Source organism: Parabacteroides sp. AF21-43 (assembly GCF_003635435.1).
Taxonomy (GTDB): Bacteria; Bacteroidota; Bacteroidia; order Bacteroidales; family Tannerellaceae; genus Parabacteroides; species Parabacteroides distasonis.
This window is the reverse complement of sequence record NZ_QTMG01000025.1, coordinates 1-17573: the sequence shown is the minus strand read 5'-3', so window position 1 is coordinate 17573 and position 17573 is coordinate 1. Positions and strand designations below refer to the sequence as shown.

The 17573-nt window shown below is 46.9% G+C and carries 11 protein-coding genes; 7 read left to right on the top strand and 4 right to left on the bottom strand.

From position 1 onward, the window contains the following. Positions 1 to 43: 43 nt before the first annotated feature. The 4 genes from DWX84_RS15935 (at position 44) to DWX84_RS15920 (ending at position 5858) form a co-directional block, all read left to right on the top strand. On the top strand, positions 44 to 1816 hold the full coding sequence (locus tag DWX84_RS15935; protein WP_048926899.1) for a DEAD/DEAH box helicase: 1773 nt from the start codon (positions 44 to 46) through the stop codon (positions 1814 to 1816). Between the two features lie 120 nt (positions 1817 to 1936). Continuing rightward, positions 1937 to 2977: a S9 family peptidase gene (locus tag DWX84_RS15930; RefSeq protein WP_048926900.1), complete on the top strand. Its 1041-nt coding sequence runs from the start codon at positions 1937 to 1939 to the stop codon at positions 2975 to 2977. 27 nt (positions 2978 to 3004) lie between these two features. Further along, positions 3005 to 4615, top strand: a complete 1611-nt coding sequence (locus DWX84_RS15925) for a dipeptidase (protein WP_121772798.1) — start codon at positions 3005 to 3007, stop codon at positions 4613 to 4615. Positions 4616 to 4688: 73 nt separating this feature from the next. Beyond that, positions 4689 to 5858, top strand: a complete 1170-nt coding sequence (locus tag DWX84_RS15920; protein WP_048926902.1) for an aminopeptidase C — start codon at positions 4689 to 4691, stop codon at positions 5856 to 5858. A gap of 139 nt (positions 5859 to 5997) precedes the next feature. Here DWX84_RS15920 and DWX84_RS15915 read toward each other — a convergent pair whose 3' ends face one another. After that, positions 5998 to 8130 carry a S46 family peptidase gene (locus tag DWX84_RS15915; RefSeq protein ID WP_349213355.1) on the bottom strand — a complete coding sequence of 711 codons (2133 nt, stop codon included), beginning with the start codon at positions 8128 to 8130 and terminating at the stop codon, positions 5998 to 6000. 29 nt (positions 8131 to 8159) lie between these two features. Continuing rightward, positions 8160 to 9518 (bottom strand): TIGR00341 family protein, encoded by a 1359-nt coding sequence (locus tag DWX84_RS15910; protein WP_048926904.1) that lies wholly within the window; start codon positions 9516 to 9518, stop codon positions 8160 to 8162. Positions 9519 to 9650: 132 nt separating this feature from the next. Between DWX84_RS15910 and DWX84_RS15905 the strand changes: the two genes are divergently transcribed. Then, entirely contained in the window at positions 9651 to 11738 is a 2088-nt protein-coding gene (locus DWX84_RS15905; protein ID WP_048926905.1) for a sensor histidine kinase KdpD, read from the top strand. Here DWX84_RS15905 and DWX84_RS15900 read toward each other — a convergent pair. Both DWX84_RS15900 and ruvB read right to left on the bottom strand, forming a co-directional pair. Beyond that, entirely contained in the window at positions 11735 to 13231 is a 1497-nt protein-coding gene (locus DWX84_RS15900; RefSeq protein WP_008778664.1) for a lipopolysaccharide biosynthesis protein, read from the bottom strand. The two genes, DWX84_RS15905 and DWX84_RS15900, sit on opposite strands and share 4 nt — an antisense overlap. An 11-nt stretch (positions 13232 to 13242) precedes the next feature. After that, positions 13243 to 14268: a Holliday junction branch migration DNA helicase RuvB gene (ruvB, locus tag DWX84_RS15895; RefSeq protein ID WP_008778665.1), complete on the bottom strand. Its 1026-nt coding sequence runs from the start codon at positions 14266 to 14268 to the stop codon at positions 13243 to 13245. A 128-nt stretch (positions 14269 to 14396) separates the two neighbouring features. On the opposite strand from ruvB, the gene DWX84_RS15890 reads away from it, so the two are divergent. Then, entirely contained in the window at positions 14397 to 15572 is a 1176-nt protein-coding gene (locus tag DWX84_RS15890; RefSeq protein WP_048926906.1) for a 6-bladed beta-propeller, read from the top strand. Positions 15573 to 15855: 283 nt separating this feature from the next. Next, the gene (locus tag DWX84_RS15885) at positions 15856 to 17424 is read left to right on the top strand and encodes an ATP-binding protein (RefSeq protein WP_048926907.1); all 1569 of its coding nucleotides are present in this window, start codon (positions 15856 to 15858) and stop codon (positions 17422 to 17424) included. Positions 17425 to 17573 lie beyond the last annotated feature (149 nt).

The following is a 17573-nucleotide window of genomic DNA, read 5'->3' as shown; positions in this document are numbered from 1 at the left end:
AGAATTAGGAGTTGCCGCACCGATATTAAAGGCAATTCAAGAGATGGGCTACGAATCGCCCATGCCCGTACAGGAAGAAGTGATTCCTTTCTTACTGGGAGAAGATAACGACGTAATCGCATTGGCACAAACAGGAACCGGCAAGACAGCCGCTTACGGCCTGCCGATCCTGCAAAAGATCAATGTCTCTCAATATCAGCCCCAAGCGCTTATCCTTTGTCCGACACGCGAGCTTTGCCTACAGATAGCGGATGATTTGAACGATTATTCTAAATACATCGATAACCTGAAGGTTCTCCCTGTATACGGAGGTTCCAGTATAGAGAGCCAGATCAAGACACTGAAGAGAGGTGTACACGTGGTAGTGGCTACCCCGGGACGTTTGATCGACTTGATGAACCGCAAGACGGTTGACTTAAGCAACGTAAAGAACGTCATCCTCGATGAGGCGGACGAGATGTTGAACATGGGTTTCACCGACAGTATCAACGAGATCTTGGCGGCTATACCGGAAAACCGAAATATGCTGCTCTTCTCCGCTACCATGCCGAAAGAGATCGCCTCTATCACCAAGAAATACATGAAGGATCCGAAAGAGATCGTCATTGGCAGGAAGAACGAGGGAAACAAGAATATCCGCGACATTTATTATATGGTTCGTGCGCAGGATAAATATCTCGCCTTGAAACGTCTAGCCGATTATTACCCGAACATCTACGGTATCATCTTCTGCCGTACCCGTAAGGAGACACAGGAGATCGCCGATAAATTGATTCAAGACGGTTATAACGCCGACTCCTTGCACGGCGAGCTGAGCCAAGCGCAACGTGACTACGTGATGCAGAAGTTCCGTATCAAGAATATCCAGTTATTGGTCGCTACGGACGTAGCCGCACGTGGTTTGGACGTGGATGACTTAACCCATGTAATCAATTACGGTCTGCCGGATGAGGTAGAATCTTATACCCACCGCCGCGGACGTACGGGCCGTGCGGGAAAAACGGGTATCGCTATCTCTATCTGCCACGTAAGGGAAAAAGGCAAGATTCGCGAGATCGAACGGATCATCAACAAGAAATTCGACAGGGGCGAGATGCCTACCGGTGAGCAAATCTGTGAGAAGCAATTGTTCAACTTGGTAGACCAAATCGAGAAAGTGAAAGTGAACGAGGAGGAAATCGCCAGTTTGATGCCTTCTATCTACCGTAAATTGGAATGGCTGGATAAGGAAGATATCATCAAACGTGTCGTATCCTTGGAGTTCAACCGGATGATCGACTATTATAAAGATAACGATGATATCGAGGTTGTAGACGAGAACGCTCCCCGAGAGAGAGGTAAACGGGGTGGCAGAGGCGAAGCGGAAGAAGGTTACACCCGTTTCTTTATCAACTTCGGAAAGACAGACGAGCTTACGCCTCCTCAACTTATCGAGTTAGTCAACAAGTGCGTACCAGGCAAGGTTCGTATCGGTCGTATCGACTTACGTGATAATTTCTCATTCTTTGAGGTAGAAGAGGGAGAAGCCAACCGTGTCATGGACTCGATGAACGGCTTCGAGGTAGACGGACGACGTATCTCCGTGGAACCGGCGCAAGCGAAAGGCGAGGGAGGAAAAGGTGGACGTAGTCCTCGTGGAGGCAGTCGTGGAGGCAATGGCTTCCGAGACAGACGGGATAGCGGTAGAGGAGGCAGAGACAGCCGCCGGGAAAGTGACCGTGGAGACCGTGGCGGCAGACGTTCCAGCCGTAGTGACGACAAACCGAAGCGCAAATTCTATGAGGACACTCCTCGTAGCAGGAAGAAACGCAAGTAACATACAACTTATACATAATTTATCAAAGAAGCGTGGTTCGTTTATTACGGATCACGCTTCTTTTATTGTATATTTACAGCCGGAAAATCACAGTCAATCACAAATTCAAAGATAAGTCACATGAAGACACTGCTTAAACATCTTTCCTGCTTTTGCCTCTTCTTTATATTCGGAGCAAACTATGCCATAGCGCAAAACTACCAACATGATTTTGACCAAGTCGTAAAGAAGGTAGATGACCTCCTATGGTACGAGAAAGTGGGCGACATCGCCCATATCGACAAAGTCTACCTTTGCGGCCCCGCCCGCTGGAAAGAAACGAATCCTACCGGGATGAGCGCCGGAAACGAACTGAAATTCTGGACTTATATCTTCATCCCTAAAAGTGTGGATCCCGACAAGAAATATCCTTTGATCGTTCTCCCGCATAGTGGTGTACATGCGGATTTCAACACGTATTACGCCCATATCGTCCGGGAACTGATCGCCCAGGAATACATCGTGGTCTCCGCTGAATACCGGGGTAGCACGGGGTATGGCAAGGCTACTTACGATAATATCGATTACGGAGGATTGGAAAACGAGGATGTCTACGTTAGTCGTAATTATATGGTAGAGAATTTCGATATCGTAGATGCCAATCGTATCGGTATCATGGGATGGAGCCACGGGGGAATGATCACACTGATGAACCTCTTCACCTACCCCGGTAAATATAAATGCGGTTTCGCCGGAGTACCGGTAAGCGACGTGATCATGCGCATGGGATATTCCACCGATGATTATCGGAAAATCTTCTCCGACGAAGGCCATATCGGGAAGACTCCCCGGGAGGATATGGCGGAATACAAACGCCGCTCACCGGTCTGGCACGCGGAAAAACTACAAGATCCCCTGCTCATCCATACCAATACTAGCGACGATGACGTGAACGTAGTGGAAGTAGAGCATATGATACGCGCTCTCAAGGCCGAAGGAAAGAAGTTCGACTACAAAATATTCGACCGTGCTCCCGGTGCCCATAGCTTCGACCGGACCGACACGAAACAAGCTTCCGAGATACGACTCGGCATCTACCAGTTCCTCGCCAAGCATCTAAAACCCAATAAGCCATTCAAATCCGTAAAAGACGTACGAAAAGCGGCCTACAAATTTAATTGATACAAACATCTAAATAACACAAGAAAGATGAAGAAACTTTTTACCTATGTTCTTATGCTTTGCGCCAGCCTATCCGTTTCGGTAGCGCAACAAATCCAGTATCCGGAGCCGATCTTGAACCCGGAGAGTTGTACGAGTATCATGGTCGGTAAAAAAGCCTCGGCGGATGGCTCCGTGATGACTAGCCACACCTGCGATAGCAATTACCGCACTTGGATGGATATCGTACCTTCCGCCTCGTACGATCACGATACGACAACCACGGTCTATACCGGACGTATGCATACCGAATATGCCGAGGGAACCCGGGGGATGATAACGAAAGGAACACTGCCCGAAGCGCAGTCTACGTATCAATTCCTCAACACGGCCTATCCTTGCCTGAACGAGAAGCAACTAGGCATCGGGGAAACAACAATCACCGGCCGGAAAGCCCTTGTCAACAAGAAAGGTATGTTCATGATCGAGGAACTTCAGCGAATCGTCTTACAACGTTGCACGACCGCCCGTGATGCCATCCGTGTGATGGGCGAGTTGATCGAGAAATACGGATATGGCGACTGGGGCGAGTGCCTTACGATAGCGGATCCGAAAGAGGTATGGCATTTCGAGGTCTTCGGCGAGGGTCCGGATAAGATCGGTGGCGTATGGGCGGCGATCCGTATCCCCGACGATCATGTAGGCGTATCGGCGAATATCCCGCGTATCTCTAAGGTCGATCCGAAAGATACGGACAATTGCATGGCTTCCGCCAACGTATTCGAGGTAGCCAAGCGCATGGGCTTCTGGGACGGAAAGAAACCGTTCCGTTTCTGGGAAGCGTATGCCGGTGGGAACTATGCCGGTGAACTGAAATCATTCAGTATCCGTGAGTTCTTTATATTGAATAAATTAGCGCCTTCCTTACGTTTATCGTATGACGCGGAAGAACTTCCCATCAGCGTAAAACCGGACCGGCAAGTATCCGTAACGGATGTGATGGCTCTCCTCTCCGAAACGTACGAGGGTACGGAATACGATATGACCCAGAACTTGAAAGTAGCCGTAAAGAAAAAAGATAGTAACGAGACCGATACGGTTATCAGTCCGGTAGCCAATCCTTGGATGACTCGGGATATGGTGAACATGTTGAATGGGTTAAAACCGGACGCCGTAAAAAGCTACCGTTTGGTTGCCGTACCACAATGCTCCTACTCTACCGTGATCCAGTTACGTGACTGGTTACCCAATGCGGTAGGCGGCGTGGTTTGGATGGCCTATGATAATCCCGGACAAAGCCCCCGCATCCCCATCTTCTGTGGGACGAAAGATCTCCCGGCTTGCTTCAAGGTTTGCGGACAGCACCGTTACCGGGAAGATGCCGCCGTATGGGCTTTCCGTCGTGCCAATAAACTCGCTACCGTACGTTGGGGAGCGACTAAAGATCGTATGAAAGCATCTATCGCCCATTTTACGGAGAAAGGGCAGACAGAACTTCCTTTCGTAGAGAGCCGTTACAAAGAGATTCTTACCCAACAAGGTGAGGAGGCCGCAAAAGAATACCTAACCGGATATACCGCCGATTTCGCCGGAGCCACGATGCTACGCTGGAGAGAAATGGGAGACTCATTCTGGACCCAATTCGAAAGAGGCTTCTAATCACCACATCCGATAGTAGAGACGAGGCACACCCCGTCTCTACAATAATAATATAAACTTAAATTCATATACAATGAGAACATTCATTCTATCATGCGCCTTAGCGTTAGGTTCCTTGAGCACATTCGCTCAAGGCTACCAATTTACGGATGTAGTAAAGGTACCCGCCACGCCAGTCAAGAATCAAGCATCCACGGGAACCTGTTGGTGCTTCGCCACGACCTCTTTCATGGAGTCGGAATTACTCCGTATGGGAAAAGGGACGTACGATCTCTCCGAGATGTTTATCGTCCGCCAGAAATACATGAACCAGTTGCAGGATAATTATGTCCGCCAAGGTAGAGGTAATATCGGTCAAGGAAGTCTCTCCCACACCTTCATGAACGCTTTCAACCAAGTAGGTATCGTTCCGGAAGAGGTGTACTCGGGTATCAACTACGATTCCGACCGGCACAATCATGCCGAGATGGTAAAATACATCAAGGCGATCGCAACGACAGCTGTGGACATGAAGAAACGCAGCCCGGAATATTACAAACTAATCGATAACCTATTCGATACCTACCTAGGCAAGCTTCCGGAGAAATTCACTTATCAAGGCAAGGAATATACCCCGAAGACATTCGCCGCCTCCCTAGGGTTGAATATGGACGATTATATCGAGCTGACAAGCTTCACGCATCATCCGTATTACCAGAAATTCGAGGTAGAGGTTCCCGATAACTGGGAACATGCGCAAATGTATAACCTCCCGTTGGATGAGATGATGCAAGTCGCGGATTATGCTTTAAATAATGGTTACACGGTATGTTGGGATGGCGACGTGAGCGAGAAAGGTTTCTCTTTCAAGAACGGTGTAGCTATCAACCCGGAGGTGAAGAAAGTAGATGATTACTCTACTACCGACCGTGCCCGCTTTGAGAAAATGGACGAGAAGGAACGTCTGGAAGAAGTCTACAAATTCGAGAAACCTTTCCCGGAAGTAAACGTTACTCCGGAAGTCCGTCAAGAAGGCTTCGAGACATTCGTCACGACCGACGATCATTTGATGCACCTTACCGGCATCGCCAAGGATCAAAACGGTACGAAATATTATATCACGAAGAACTCTTGGGGAACCGAGCGTAATACTTTCGGAGGTTACTTGAACATGTCCGATAGTTTTGTCCGTGCCAAGACGATCTATATCATGGTACATAAGGATGCGATACCAAAGGCAATCAAGTCTAAATTAGGCATTTAGAACTTTCCTATCGTATAGGATATTACAATGCCCATCGTAAGGTTGTTAGAATAGGCATTCAAAGCACCTTACAATGGGCATTATTAGCTCCTTAGAATGGGCATCCGCGGAAATCATGGATGCCCATCTCTTTTTTCTCTCATCGAACCAGCTTCAACTCCTCAATCAACCTTGGGCATTTACCCCATTTATCGATCATGAAAAGGACATAGCGGATATCTACGCCGATGCAACGTTGCAAATCCGGTTCAAAAGCGATATCACCACTCATCGCCTCCCAGTTACCGTCGAAAGCAAGTCCGATCAAACGGGCGTTTTTATCGAATACCGGGCTACCGGAATTACCACCAGTGATATCATTGTTCGAGAGGAAGCACAGCTGCAATTCCCCTTTTTCATTTGCGTAAGGTCCGAAATCACGGCTACGAACCAGATCCAGTATCTCCGGTTGTACCCAGAACTCATCGCTCGTCGGGTCCTCTTTCTCTAGGATACCTTTATCCGTTGAGTAATAATTGTACCATGCGGCATCATAAGGACGATACCCTCCGATAGAACCATAGCTTAAACGCATCGTGAAATTAGCGTCGGAAGACAAAGCTTTCTCCGGATACATCTCCTTCAAGCCCGCGAAATACAAACGTTCTCCCTTAGCGATATCATACTCCGCATCACCCATCAACTGCTGTAACTGGAAGATAGACACCAATACGGACAAGCTCAGTTCCGCCGCCGGATCTTTTCTCAATTTCTCATATTGCTTCGGATTTCTCAACATCTCGGCGATCTTGTCGTACGACAATAAGGAAGTCTTCTTAAATACATCCGCCGCATATTTCTCATAATTTCCTTTATACTTCTTATCAACGCTCGTATAAATATCCGGCAAGAACTCCGAAGATACACGTTCTTTCGCGATCTTCATCATCGCGGCCAATACCTTCTGATCCAAAGACGGCTCGTAATCCTTGAAGAACGGTTGGATACGATCCTCTAAAAAGACAGTAATCTCTTCCGGAGTAGCTCCGTTTATATCCACCGATTGCACCATACGAGCCAAACGAATAATCTCCGCTCCACTGGAAAACGCCTCATTCAAATAGGTCAACGCCTCCCTATACTTATTGGTCGAGGTATATCCTTTTTCCAGCAAATTCAAGACCTCGCCATATTTAGCGCCCCGGGCCTGATCTTTCGCTACCCAATCAGCGAAGGCCGTCTCCTCCGCACGTTTACGTTCGATCACGTTTAGATTCGCCAATCCTTTATTCATACCGATCGAGTTCTTCCAATAATTGGAGCTTCCCGCATATTTGGAGGCATATTTGATACGTACGGCGTCGCTAGCCGACATAGCCTCTTTCCAGATGCCCTGCTTGATGCCACGCACCTCGATACGGGGCTTATTACTATTCTCGATACGCTGTTGCACGCCCCAAGAACACAAATAACGATCCGTGCTTCCCGGAAAACCGATTGTCATGGCATAATCCTTATCTTGATAACCTTGCATAGACACCTCCGCTACATATCTCGGGGTATAAGGCTTATTATCCGCGTTGTATTCCGCCGGTTTATTATCCGCGTTGGCGTACACACGGAACACGGAAAAATCACCGGTATGGCGGGGCCACATCCAGTTGTCCGTATCCCCACCGAACTTACCGATAGAGCTAGGCGGAGCGAACACCATGCGCACGTCACGAAATACGTCATATACGACCAAGAAATACTTGTTATTGTTATAGAAAGGAACCACGTCGGCTGCCTGGAACTCACTATTACCCACAGAGTCACAAATCACACGACCGATAGAATCGGCGGCGGATAAACGCTGGAACTCGTCCTCTATACCGGCGATCTGGCTGTTAATACGATCGCTCACGTCTACCGTCTCTTTCAAATAACGTACCGACAAACCCGGGACCGGCAACTCCTCTTGCTTGCTTTGGGATACAAAACCATCCTTCAAATAATCATGTTCCACGCTGCTCAATTGCTGGATAGAACCGAAACCACAATGGTGGTTCGTAAAGATCAAGCCCTCGTCCGAAACCGTAATACCCGTGCATCCGCCACCGAAGATTACCACGGCGTTCGCCACGCAAGGATCCGTCTCACTATACAACTGATCATAGGATGGGGTAAAACCCAACTCGGCCATTCTCGCCAAATTCTGCTTATTCAATTCCTTCAGCACCCACATGCCCTCATCGGCATATAACTGGCCGGAAGCGGCTAAAAGCAACAAAGCCGCCCACACTCTTTTCATCAACTTCATTCTTCTCTTATTAGTCTAAATTATTCGATTAGTAACTTAATGTTTTTTACCTCGACACGGGCCGACAACCATTCTGTAATCTTTTTACGCTCAACCTCTTTCACCTTCGTCTTACTCTTCAGATAAACCAGCATGACCGTATCCGGTTTCGCCGTCTCCGTATTCACGATATAGGTATGCGAGCAAGAAGCCTCTACCACAAAGGGGAACAACACTTTCATTTCCGGGATCAACTCGGATGTCAGGCGCCCATAACTCTGGTATTTGTCAACCTGCCGTTTTAAAGAATCGATCTGGATGGTTTGCACACGCAGCACCTCTTCGCTATTCTTATACAAATCCTGCATCAACAGGCTCTTCAGCTCGTTGATATCCGTCGCTTCCTGGCCAAAGCCCTGCTGTACGATCAAATGGACATTTTTCAATCCGTATTTTGGCATTTTGGCTTTTGCGTTCGCGATCATCTCGTCTGGTACGGTTTGTCCGATCAACACCACTTTTACCTCTTTCTTCTCGCTTGTATCCGTAATCACCTTACTCAATATTTGCGTATTCGGGAAACTCAGTTCTTCGGTGACAAACGTTCGTACCCTCTCATTAAAATAACTGCTACGGATTAAGTTATAACTCAAGAAAAGACTGGGTACGATCGTAAAGAATACGATAATACCGACATAGCGGGTCACGATCTTTTCCCGTTGTTTATCCAGGAATACTTTCTTCGGATACTTCAATAAACGTACCACCACATAAGTAGCCAAGCTAATAAATACCGTATTGATAAAATACAGATAGAAAGCGCCGAAAAAGTAATATAAATTACCACTCGCCAAACCGAATCCCGCCGTACAAAGCGGAGGCATCAACGCCGTAGCGATAGCCACACCCGGGATCACGTTTCCCTTGCTTTTCGTAGAGCTCGCCACGATTCCCGCCAGACCGCCAAAGAAAGCGATCAACACGTCGTATACCGTGGGCTGCGTACGGGCAAGCAACTCGCTTTGGGCCTCACTGATCGGTGATATGAGAAAATACAAGGTAGACGTTATTACGCTGAAGACCGTAGCCGTGGCAAAATTACGGAACGACCGCTTGATCAACTCGAAATCAGAGATACCCAATCCCAAGCCGAATCCCATGATCGGTCCCATCAGCGGCGAGATCAACATCGCGCCAATGATCACTGCCGTAGAGTTGGTATTTAACCCGAGAGAAGCGACAAACGTAGCGAAAATAAGTACCCATAAGTTCGTCCCCTTAAACTCTATCCCCTTTTTAATGGATTCTATCGTCTCCAGCTCATCTTCCTTTTCCTGCCTGACGTCGAAATTACGGACAAAAAAATCCATAATCTGTTTATGTAGCAATCCTTTTTCCATGCGGTATTAATCTTGTCCCATATTTATGCAAAGATATTTCAATTGTTTGTTTTTCTAACTATCTAATCGTTTTTTTATAGTGAGATTACGTATATTTGCACTTGTAACACAACAAAAAGAGATCCTATTTGTATGAAACGATATCTAATGCTTTTATGCTTATTGTTTATGTCCTTTGTCGTTTCATCTCAAACGACAACGCCAGACTCGCTTAAAAGCGCCTTGAAAAAAGCAACCTCCGAACGCTCTAGACTGGAAATCCTTACCAATTTAATGGATATCTCACGAAACGATGACATATTAGTAAACGCTAAACAACTCTATCAGGAGGCCTTAAAAGCGAATGACAATTACTATAAGGAAGCGGCGTTGACCGAGATTCTCCGACGTTATATCAACACGGACCAAACCGATAGCGCAAATATCTACATCGCCAAGGCCGAGCAGGAGCTAAAAGGAGAAGCCAGAGCCAGCCTCGTGTCGTTCATGAAAATGATACAAGATACGCGCGTCATATTCTACACATCCGGTGAACCGAGAAAGAAAGTCCTCATGAATTGCCTATTCAAGCTGGAAGAACCTGATAAATTGTCTCCCTACGAGAAAATAGCCTGCAATTATATACTTGGTATGGCTGTCAGCAACAGCATTATGGAAGAAAATATGCTTAAGGAGGACTTTAAGCAAGGAAGAGAATATTTCGACAATGTTCTGGCCGAGGCGGAAAAACTGCCCCTACGATATGCGTACAATTTCTTGCCTAACACCTATTTCATGCTATGCGCTTATGCGAGTAACCCTCAAGAACGAGGACAATATGCTACCCGTTACCTAAATACGATCTTAGGTTACTCTAACATCCCGGAGATGAGGAAACGTCCTTACGCAGTCAACAAACGTCAATTATTAAGCGCTTATTCAAACCTTGCCATTAGCGCCGAGGCTATTGGAAAGGATTTGGCGACCTCTTATTACCGTAAGTTCATGAATCTGCTGAAGGCTTATCCGGAATCAGCTAGCGCCGCCCCGGAGTATGAGCTCTACTACACCTCATCGAATTATTACCTAGGTATTAAGGACTATAAGAAATTCATTGAGTTCAGTGACTCTTTGATCAATTTCTCCAAACAGATACCGCTTTACAAGGAACATGTAATCGCTTATGTGTCCGCGAAAGCTGCTGCTTACGACAGCCTCCGGATGTACAAGGAAGCCTATGAGACATCCAAGGAATACGCTGTATTGCTAGACACCTTACGTATGCAAGAACTCAGGAAGAAAATGGAAAATCTGGAGATCGAGAAAGGGGCGAACGAGTTGGTGATCGAAAAGAGATCATTGGAATTGGAATTACAGAAAAGCAAGAAAGAGAATTACCTGTATATATCCTTATTGCTTCTAGCTTTATGCGCCGTGTTCTATATCTTTTTCCGATTAGGCAAGATGAGATCTCTTTATCGGGCATTGCAGAAGTCTAACGAGCAGGTCTTGATAGCGAACCAGAAGGCACAAGAGAGCGAGGAGATGAAGACCGCCTTCATCCGGAATATGTCGCATGAGATACGGACTCCCTTAAACGCGATCAACGGTTTCTCGGAACTCATCACCAACGGCGATATCTCCATGGACGAGAAACAGGCTTTCAGCCGTATTATCTATGAAAACTGTTACCACTTGACTTCCATGCTGAACAATCTCCTTGAGATCGCCCAGCTCGATAGCGGCAATGATTCCCTTCCTCTTGTTCCCACACGTATCCATGAGCTTTGTTTACATGAGATGCAACAGGTAAAGAAATATCAAGAGAAGCCGGAGATCAACTATGTGGTGGAAGGCGATAAGGAGAATGATATGATCTTGACCAATCGTGCTTATTTCAGTTTGATCATCTCGCATCTGCTGGCAAATGCGAATAAATTCACGGAGAAAGGAAGTATCACGCTTTCATACCATCTGGATAGCGGAGCCAATTTAGTGACCTTGTCGGTAACAGATACGGGTTGCGGCATCCCTCAAGACAAGCAGGAATGGATATTCGAGCGTTTCACGAAGACCAATGATTTCATTCCCGGCTCTGGCCTGGGGCTTTACCTATGTCGCTTGATCGTTAACCGGCTAAACGGTAAGATAAAGACAGATCCGTCTTATACGAAAGGCTCACGCTTCGTTATCACGATGCCAATCGCCACGCCGTCCAAGCCCTCCGAACCTACCGATTAACGGAAGAAACGTCCTACGTACGGGAGTTCTCGTAAAGGTAAATCCCTTTTAACCATAAATGCGATGAATACGCCTAATAAGATCGTGCGGTATCCCAACCGGAGCCATTCAGACTGTATCGGCAGTGCCATGCCTGCCACGTATAACACCGTCGCCACTCCGAAATAAAGAAACGCGGATTTCAAGTCGTACTCGATCGGGAATTTCTTTTGTCCTACAAAATAGGATAAAAGCATCATCAATAAATTACAAAAGAACGATGCCCACGCACAAGCCATATAACCGTACGAGGGACCGAACAGCAAGATGATAGAGACCGTGGCCACACATCCGATCGTGGAGAAATAGGCGCCCCATCGTGTCTGGTCGATCAGCTTATACCATAAGGAGAGGTTGAAATAAATACCGAAGAACAACTCGCCCAGCATCACGATCGGCACTACCCGTAATCCGGGATAATAGGCCGGCCCGACAAAGTACTTCAAGATATCGATATAGAACATTACCCCGAGGAAGATAAACAAGGCGAATATGATGAAATATTTCATCGCTTCCGAGTAGGCTTTCTTATTATCATCGCTCTTGTTTTTAGCGAAAATAAACGGCTCATAGGCATACCGGAAAGCCTGCGTGAACATCACCATCACCACGGCGATCTTGAAGCATGCGCCGTATATACCCAATTGCTCGTTCGCATACTCCTTATCATCAAACAAGAATGGAAACAGGATCTTATCTGCCGTCTGGTTAAAGATACCGGCAATACCTAGAATGAGGATCGGGAAGGAATAACGCAAGATTTGTTTCAATACCGTTCCGTCTACTTTCGCCCGTATGCCCGGCAAGATATCCGGGATCAAAAGCAATAAGGTTATCAGTGTCGTAAACACGTTCGCCACGAATACATAGCCTACCCCATAATCCGGACGATAGAACCAGCTTATCGCCTCCGGATAGTGCGTATGCAACCACGGACAAGTGATCAAGAAGAATATATTCAAGATAATATTCAAGAAAATACTCAGCAACTTAATCCCGGCGAAACGCCATGCTTTTCCCTTATACCGAAGATAAGCGAACGGAATGCAACAAAAAGCGTCTACCGCCACGATACCCGCCATCATCCCGATATACTCCGGATGGTCGCCATATCCCAAGCCGGCACTAATAGATGGTAACAAGGCGAAAACCGCTACGCTAAACAGCGCCGAACTTCCCAGCAGGCAATACAGCACGGAAGCGTACACCCGCATCGGCTCTTGCTCCTCTTTCTTATTGATGAAACGGAAGAACCCCGTCTCCATGCCATAAGTAAGCAAGACCAGCAACAGGGCTGTCCAACCATATAAATTCGTCACGATCCCATAATCCCCTGTTCCGGCCAACACACGTGTGTACATCGGCACCAACATCCAATTCAGGAAACGCCCCACTATACTACTCAATCCATAAACGGCTGTCTCTTTAGCGAGCCGCTTCATTCCTCCTGCCATATCGTATCTGTCTAATCAAATAAAGAACCTTGTTCCCCCACCCGGCTACGTCCCAGATGGGTATAAGCTAAATCGGTGACCTCACGGCCACGGGGCGTGCGTTTGATAAAGCCCTCTTTGATCAAGAAAGGCTCGTACACTTCTTCTAGCGTTCCGGGGTCCTCGCCCAAAGCCGTGGCGATCGTCGTTAATCCGACCGGGCCTCCCTGGAATTTATCAATGATCGTCGTCAGCAACTTATTATCGATCTGATCCAAGCCATACCGGTCTATATTCAACGCCTCCAGAGAGAAGCAAGCGATCGCCTTATCGATATCTCCGTTCCCCTTCACTTGAGCGAAATCACGCACACGGCGCAATAAAGCGTTGGCGATACGAGGCGTACCCCGGCTACGGGAAGCGATCTCCCTAGCGGCGTTCAACTCACATTTTACATTCAAGATATTAGCACTACGGAGCACGATCTTCGTCAGCGTCTCCATATCATAATACTCCAAGTGCATATTGATACCGAAACGGGCACGCAGCGGACTAGTTAGCAAGCCGCTACGGGTCGTAGCGCCAATCAATGTAAACGGAGCCAAATCGATCTGTATCGAGCGAGCGCTTGGTCCTTTATCGATCACGATATCGATCCGGTAATCCTCCATAGCGGAATATAGGTATTCCTCCACGATCGGGCTCAACCGGTGAATCTCATCGATAAAAAGCACGTCGTTCTTCTCCAGCGAGGTCAATACCCCGGCCAGATCTCCCGGCTTATCCAGCACAGGCCCCGACGTGACCTTGAAACCAACCCCCAACTCGTTCGCTATAATATTCGACAACGTCGTCTTTCCCAACCCGGGAGGTCCATGCAAAAGCACATGATCCAGCGCCTCCTTACGCATGCGGGCAGCCATGACGAACACCTTCAGGTTCTCCACCACCTTCGCCTGTCCGCTGAAGTCACGGAGCGAAAGCGGCCGAAGCACGTTCTCGTACTCTCGCTCGTTTTCCGGCATCCGGGCATCCCTTATATCAAAATCATCTTCCATATTCACGTTCATTGACTTGCAAAGATAATGTTAAACAACACATTCACGAAAATAGATGTATAAAATATTTTTCTGACAGTGAGAAAAGCATATGTTTGCTAAAGGGACACCTTTAAAAACATACTACCATGAAACTTATACTCACAATCTCTGCGATGATCCTGTTCCTGATAACGGGATGCGAAAGTGGCAAGCAACCGGCTAACGACTTTTTAACCGTGGATATCACGGCAAATTATCCGAAGAAGGAACTGATTCTTCAAGACTTTTTGGATGTGGAATACATCCCATTAGAAACGAATGAGGAATTCATAACCTCAGCCAGCATGCAAGCCATCGGCAAAAATCTCATAATCCTTAGAAACAAGAACGGACAAGACGGAGATATATTTATCTTCGACCGGACCGGAAAAGGCCAGAGAAAAATCAACCGCAGCGGCCAAGGTAGCCAAGAATACACGAATATCGGGTCTATTGCCCTCGATGAGGAGAAAGGTGAGCTGTTTATCAACAACTACTATTCGAGCCAGTTTATCGTATACGACCTGTCCGGAAACTTTAAGCGAACTTTAAAGTACGATAAAGATTTTAATTTCAATAGCGGGAAGATATACAATTTCGATCAAGACAACTTAATCTGCTACGATGAGATTGGCAATTATAAAAATCTGAGAAAAAGCGCATTTTGGCTCCTGTCCAAACAAGACGGGAGCATTGTCAAGGAAATCGAACTCCCTTATGAGCATAAGATATCACCGTTTTTATCAAAAGGAATTTGGTCCGCAGGACCTCGTAATACCGAATTAATTTCCCAAAATGGAAGTTGGGTCTTAATAGAGCCATCTACAGATACGATTTATAGTTATTCCCAAGATCACTCTATCAAACCCTTTATCGTAAGGACTCCACCTATCCGCTCTATGGCCCCGGAAGTATTTCTTTATCCAAGTATTCTTACCGACCGGTATTATTTCATGCAAACAACAAAGAAACAATGGGATTTTGAGAAAGAAACCGGATTCCCCAGAACCGACTTGGTATATGATAAACAAGAGGACGCTATCTTTGAGTGTGTCGTATATAATAACGATTTCGTAGATCAGACACCCGTTGATATGTGGTACGAACACGGAATACTAAAGATCATCAATAACGATGGGATCGCTTTCATAAAGAAACTAGAAGCCAATGAGTTGGTGGAAGCCTACAGGAAAGGTAAGCTGAAAGGCCGCTTGAATGAGATCGCAGCGGGATTGAATGAGGAATCCAACCCCGTGATTATGGTGGCTAAGTATAAGGAGTAAAAAACTTCTTACTTATTGTCTATTTTTCCAGACTTGTTTTTTATTCGTACATGTTTTTCGGAAAACACGTACGTGAATTTCCAAAAACACGTACGTGAATCCGTGAAAACATGTACGTGTTTTTACGGAAATCCGACAAGCATATTTATCTATCTTATTATCAGCTAGTTATGAATCGACTTCATAGTAAGATATTATTGTTGAAAATTTACTTCTAAAGATACGGTTCCTCTCCTATATTTTATGTAACTTTGCTTATAAGTCGCATAAAATATAGGACGATATGAACCAGACAATTTATCCCATCGGCATACAGAACTTCGAGAAAATTCGCAAGGACGGCTATCTCTATATTGACAAGACAGCCTTGGTCTATCAATTGGTTACTACCGGACAGTATTACTTCCTCAGCCGCCCCCGACGCTTCGGGAAAAGCCTGTTGCTGTCCACGCTGGAGGCCTACTTCCAAGGGAAAAAGGAGTTGTTCGAGGGACTGGCCATGGAGAAACTGGAAAAGGACTGGAAAGAATACCCGATCCTCCATTTTGACCTGAATATCTCCCAATACGACTCTCCGGATAGCTTATACAAGATATTAAACGACATCCTGTCCCGGTACGAAGACGAATATGGGACACGTCCCTCGGAAGTGACCCTGCCCCTCCGTTTCGCCGGAATCATCGACCGGGCCTACCGCAAAACCGGACAAAGGGCCGTGATCCTGATAGACGAGTACGACAAGCCCTTGCTACAGAACTTGCACGACAAGGAGATGCAAAACCGGCTCCGGAACATGCTCAAACCCTTCTACGGCGTATTGAAGACCATGGATAGGGCCATCCGTTTCGCCCTGCTCACAGGTGTGACCAAGTTCGGCAAGATAAGCGTGTTCAGCGACCTCAACAACCTCATGGACCTGTCGATGGATAATCGGTACGTCGAGATATGCGGCATCACAGAGAAAGAGATACATGCCTATCTGGATGACGAAGTGAAGGAACTGGCTGATACCCAAATGACGACCTACGAGGAAACCTGCCTAAAACTCAAGCAACGCTATGACGGATACCATTTCACTGCCAAGTCCGAGGGTATATACAATCCATTCAGCCTATTGAATACCTTCGCTAAGATGGAATTCGGAGACTACTGGTTCGAGACCGGAACACCCTCCTACCTCGTGGAGCTGCTCAAGCACACCCATTACGACCTCTACGAGATGGCCAACACGGAGACTGACGCCGACGTGCTCAACAGCATCGACTCCACCTCGAACAATCCCATACCCGTCATCTACCAAAGCGGATACCTGACCATCAAGGGCTATGATCCTGAGTTTGGCATTTATCGACTGGGGTTCCCGAACAAGGAGGTGGAAGAAGGTTTCGTCAAATACCTACTTCCTTTCTATACGAGCATACAAGCCTCTAAGACCCCCTTCGAGATCGGACAGTTCGTACGGGAGATACGGTCTGGCAATTACGACGCCTTCTTCCACCGCCTCCAAAGCTTCTTCGCCGACACACCCTACGAGGTGATCGCCGGGCAAAAGCCGGAACGAGACACGGAGCTGCATTACCGGAACGTCCTCTTCATCGTCTTCAAGCTGGTCGGCCTGTACACGCAAGTGGAGTACCATACCTCGAACGGGCGTATAGACCTCGTCTTGCAAACCGATCGCTATGTATATATCATGGAGTTCAAGCTCAACGGAACCGCCGAGGAGGCCCTGCGGCAAATCGAGGAGAAAGGCTACGCCCTACCCTTCGCCGGAGACAATCGGGAGGTCTTCAAGATCGGCGTGAACTTCTCTGCCGAGACCCGCAATATCGAGAAGTGGCTGGTTGGGTGAAAAAGTCATGTTTTTATCCAGATATACTTACTTTGCCGATACAGTATATATCCTATGCCCGGAGAAGATATACTTCAAGTGGCATCGAAGTATATCTTCTCCCCAAAAAGGCTTCTCAAGTTGACTATGCCTAAATTTACTTCACAGAT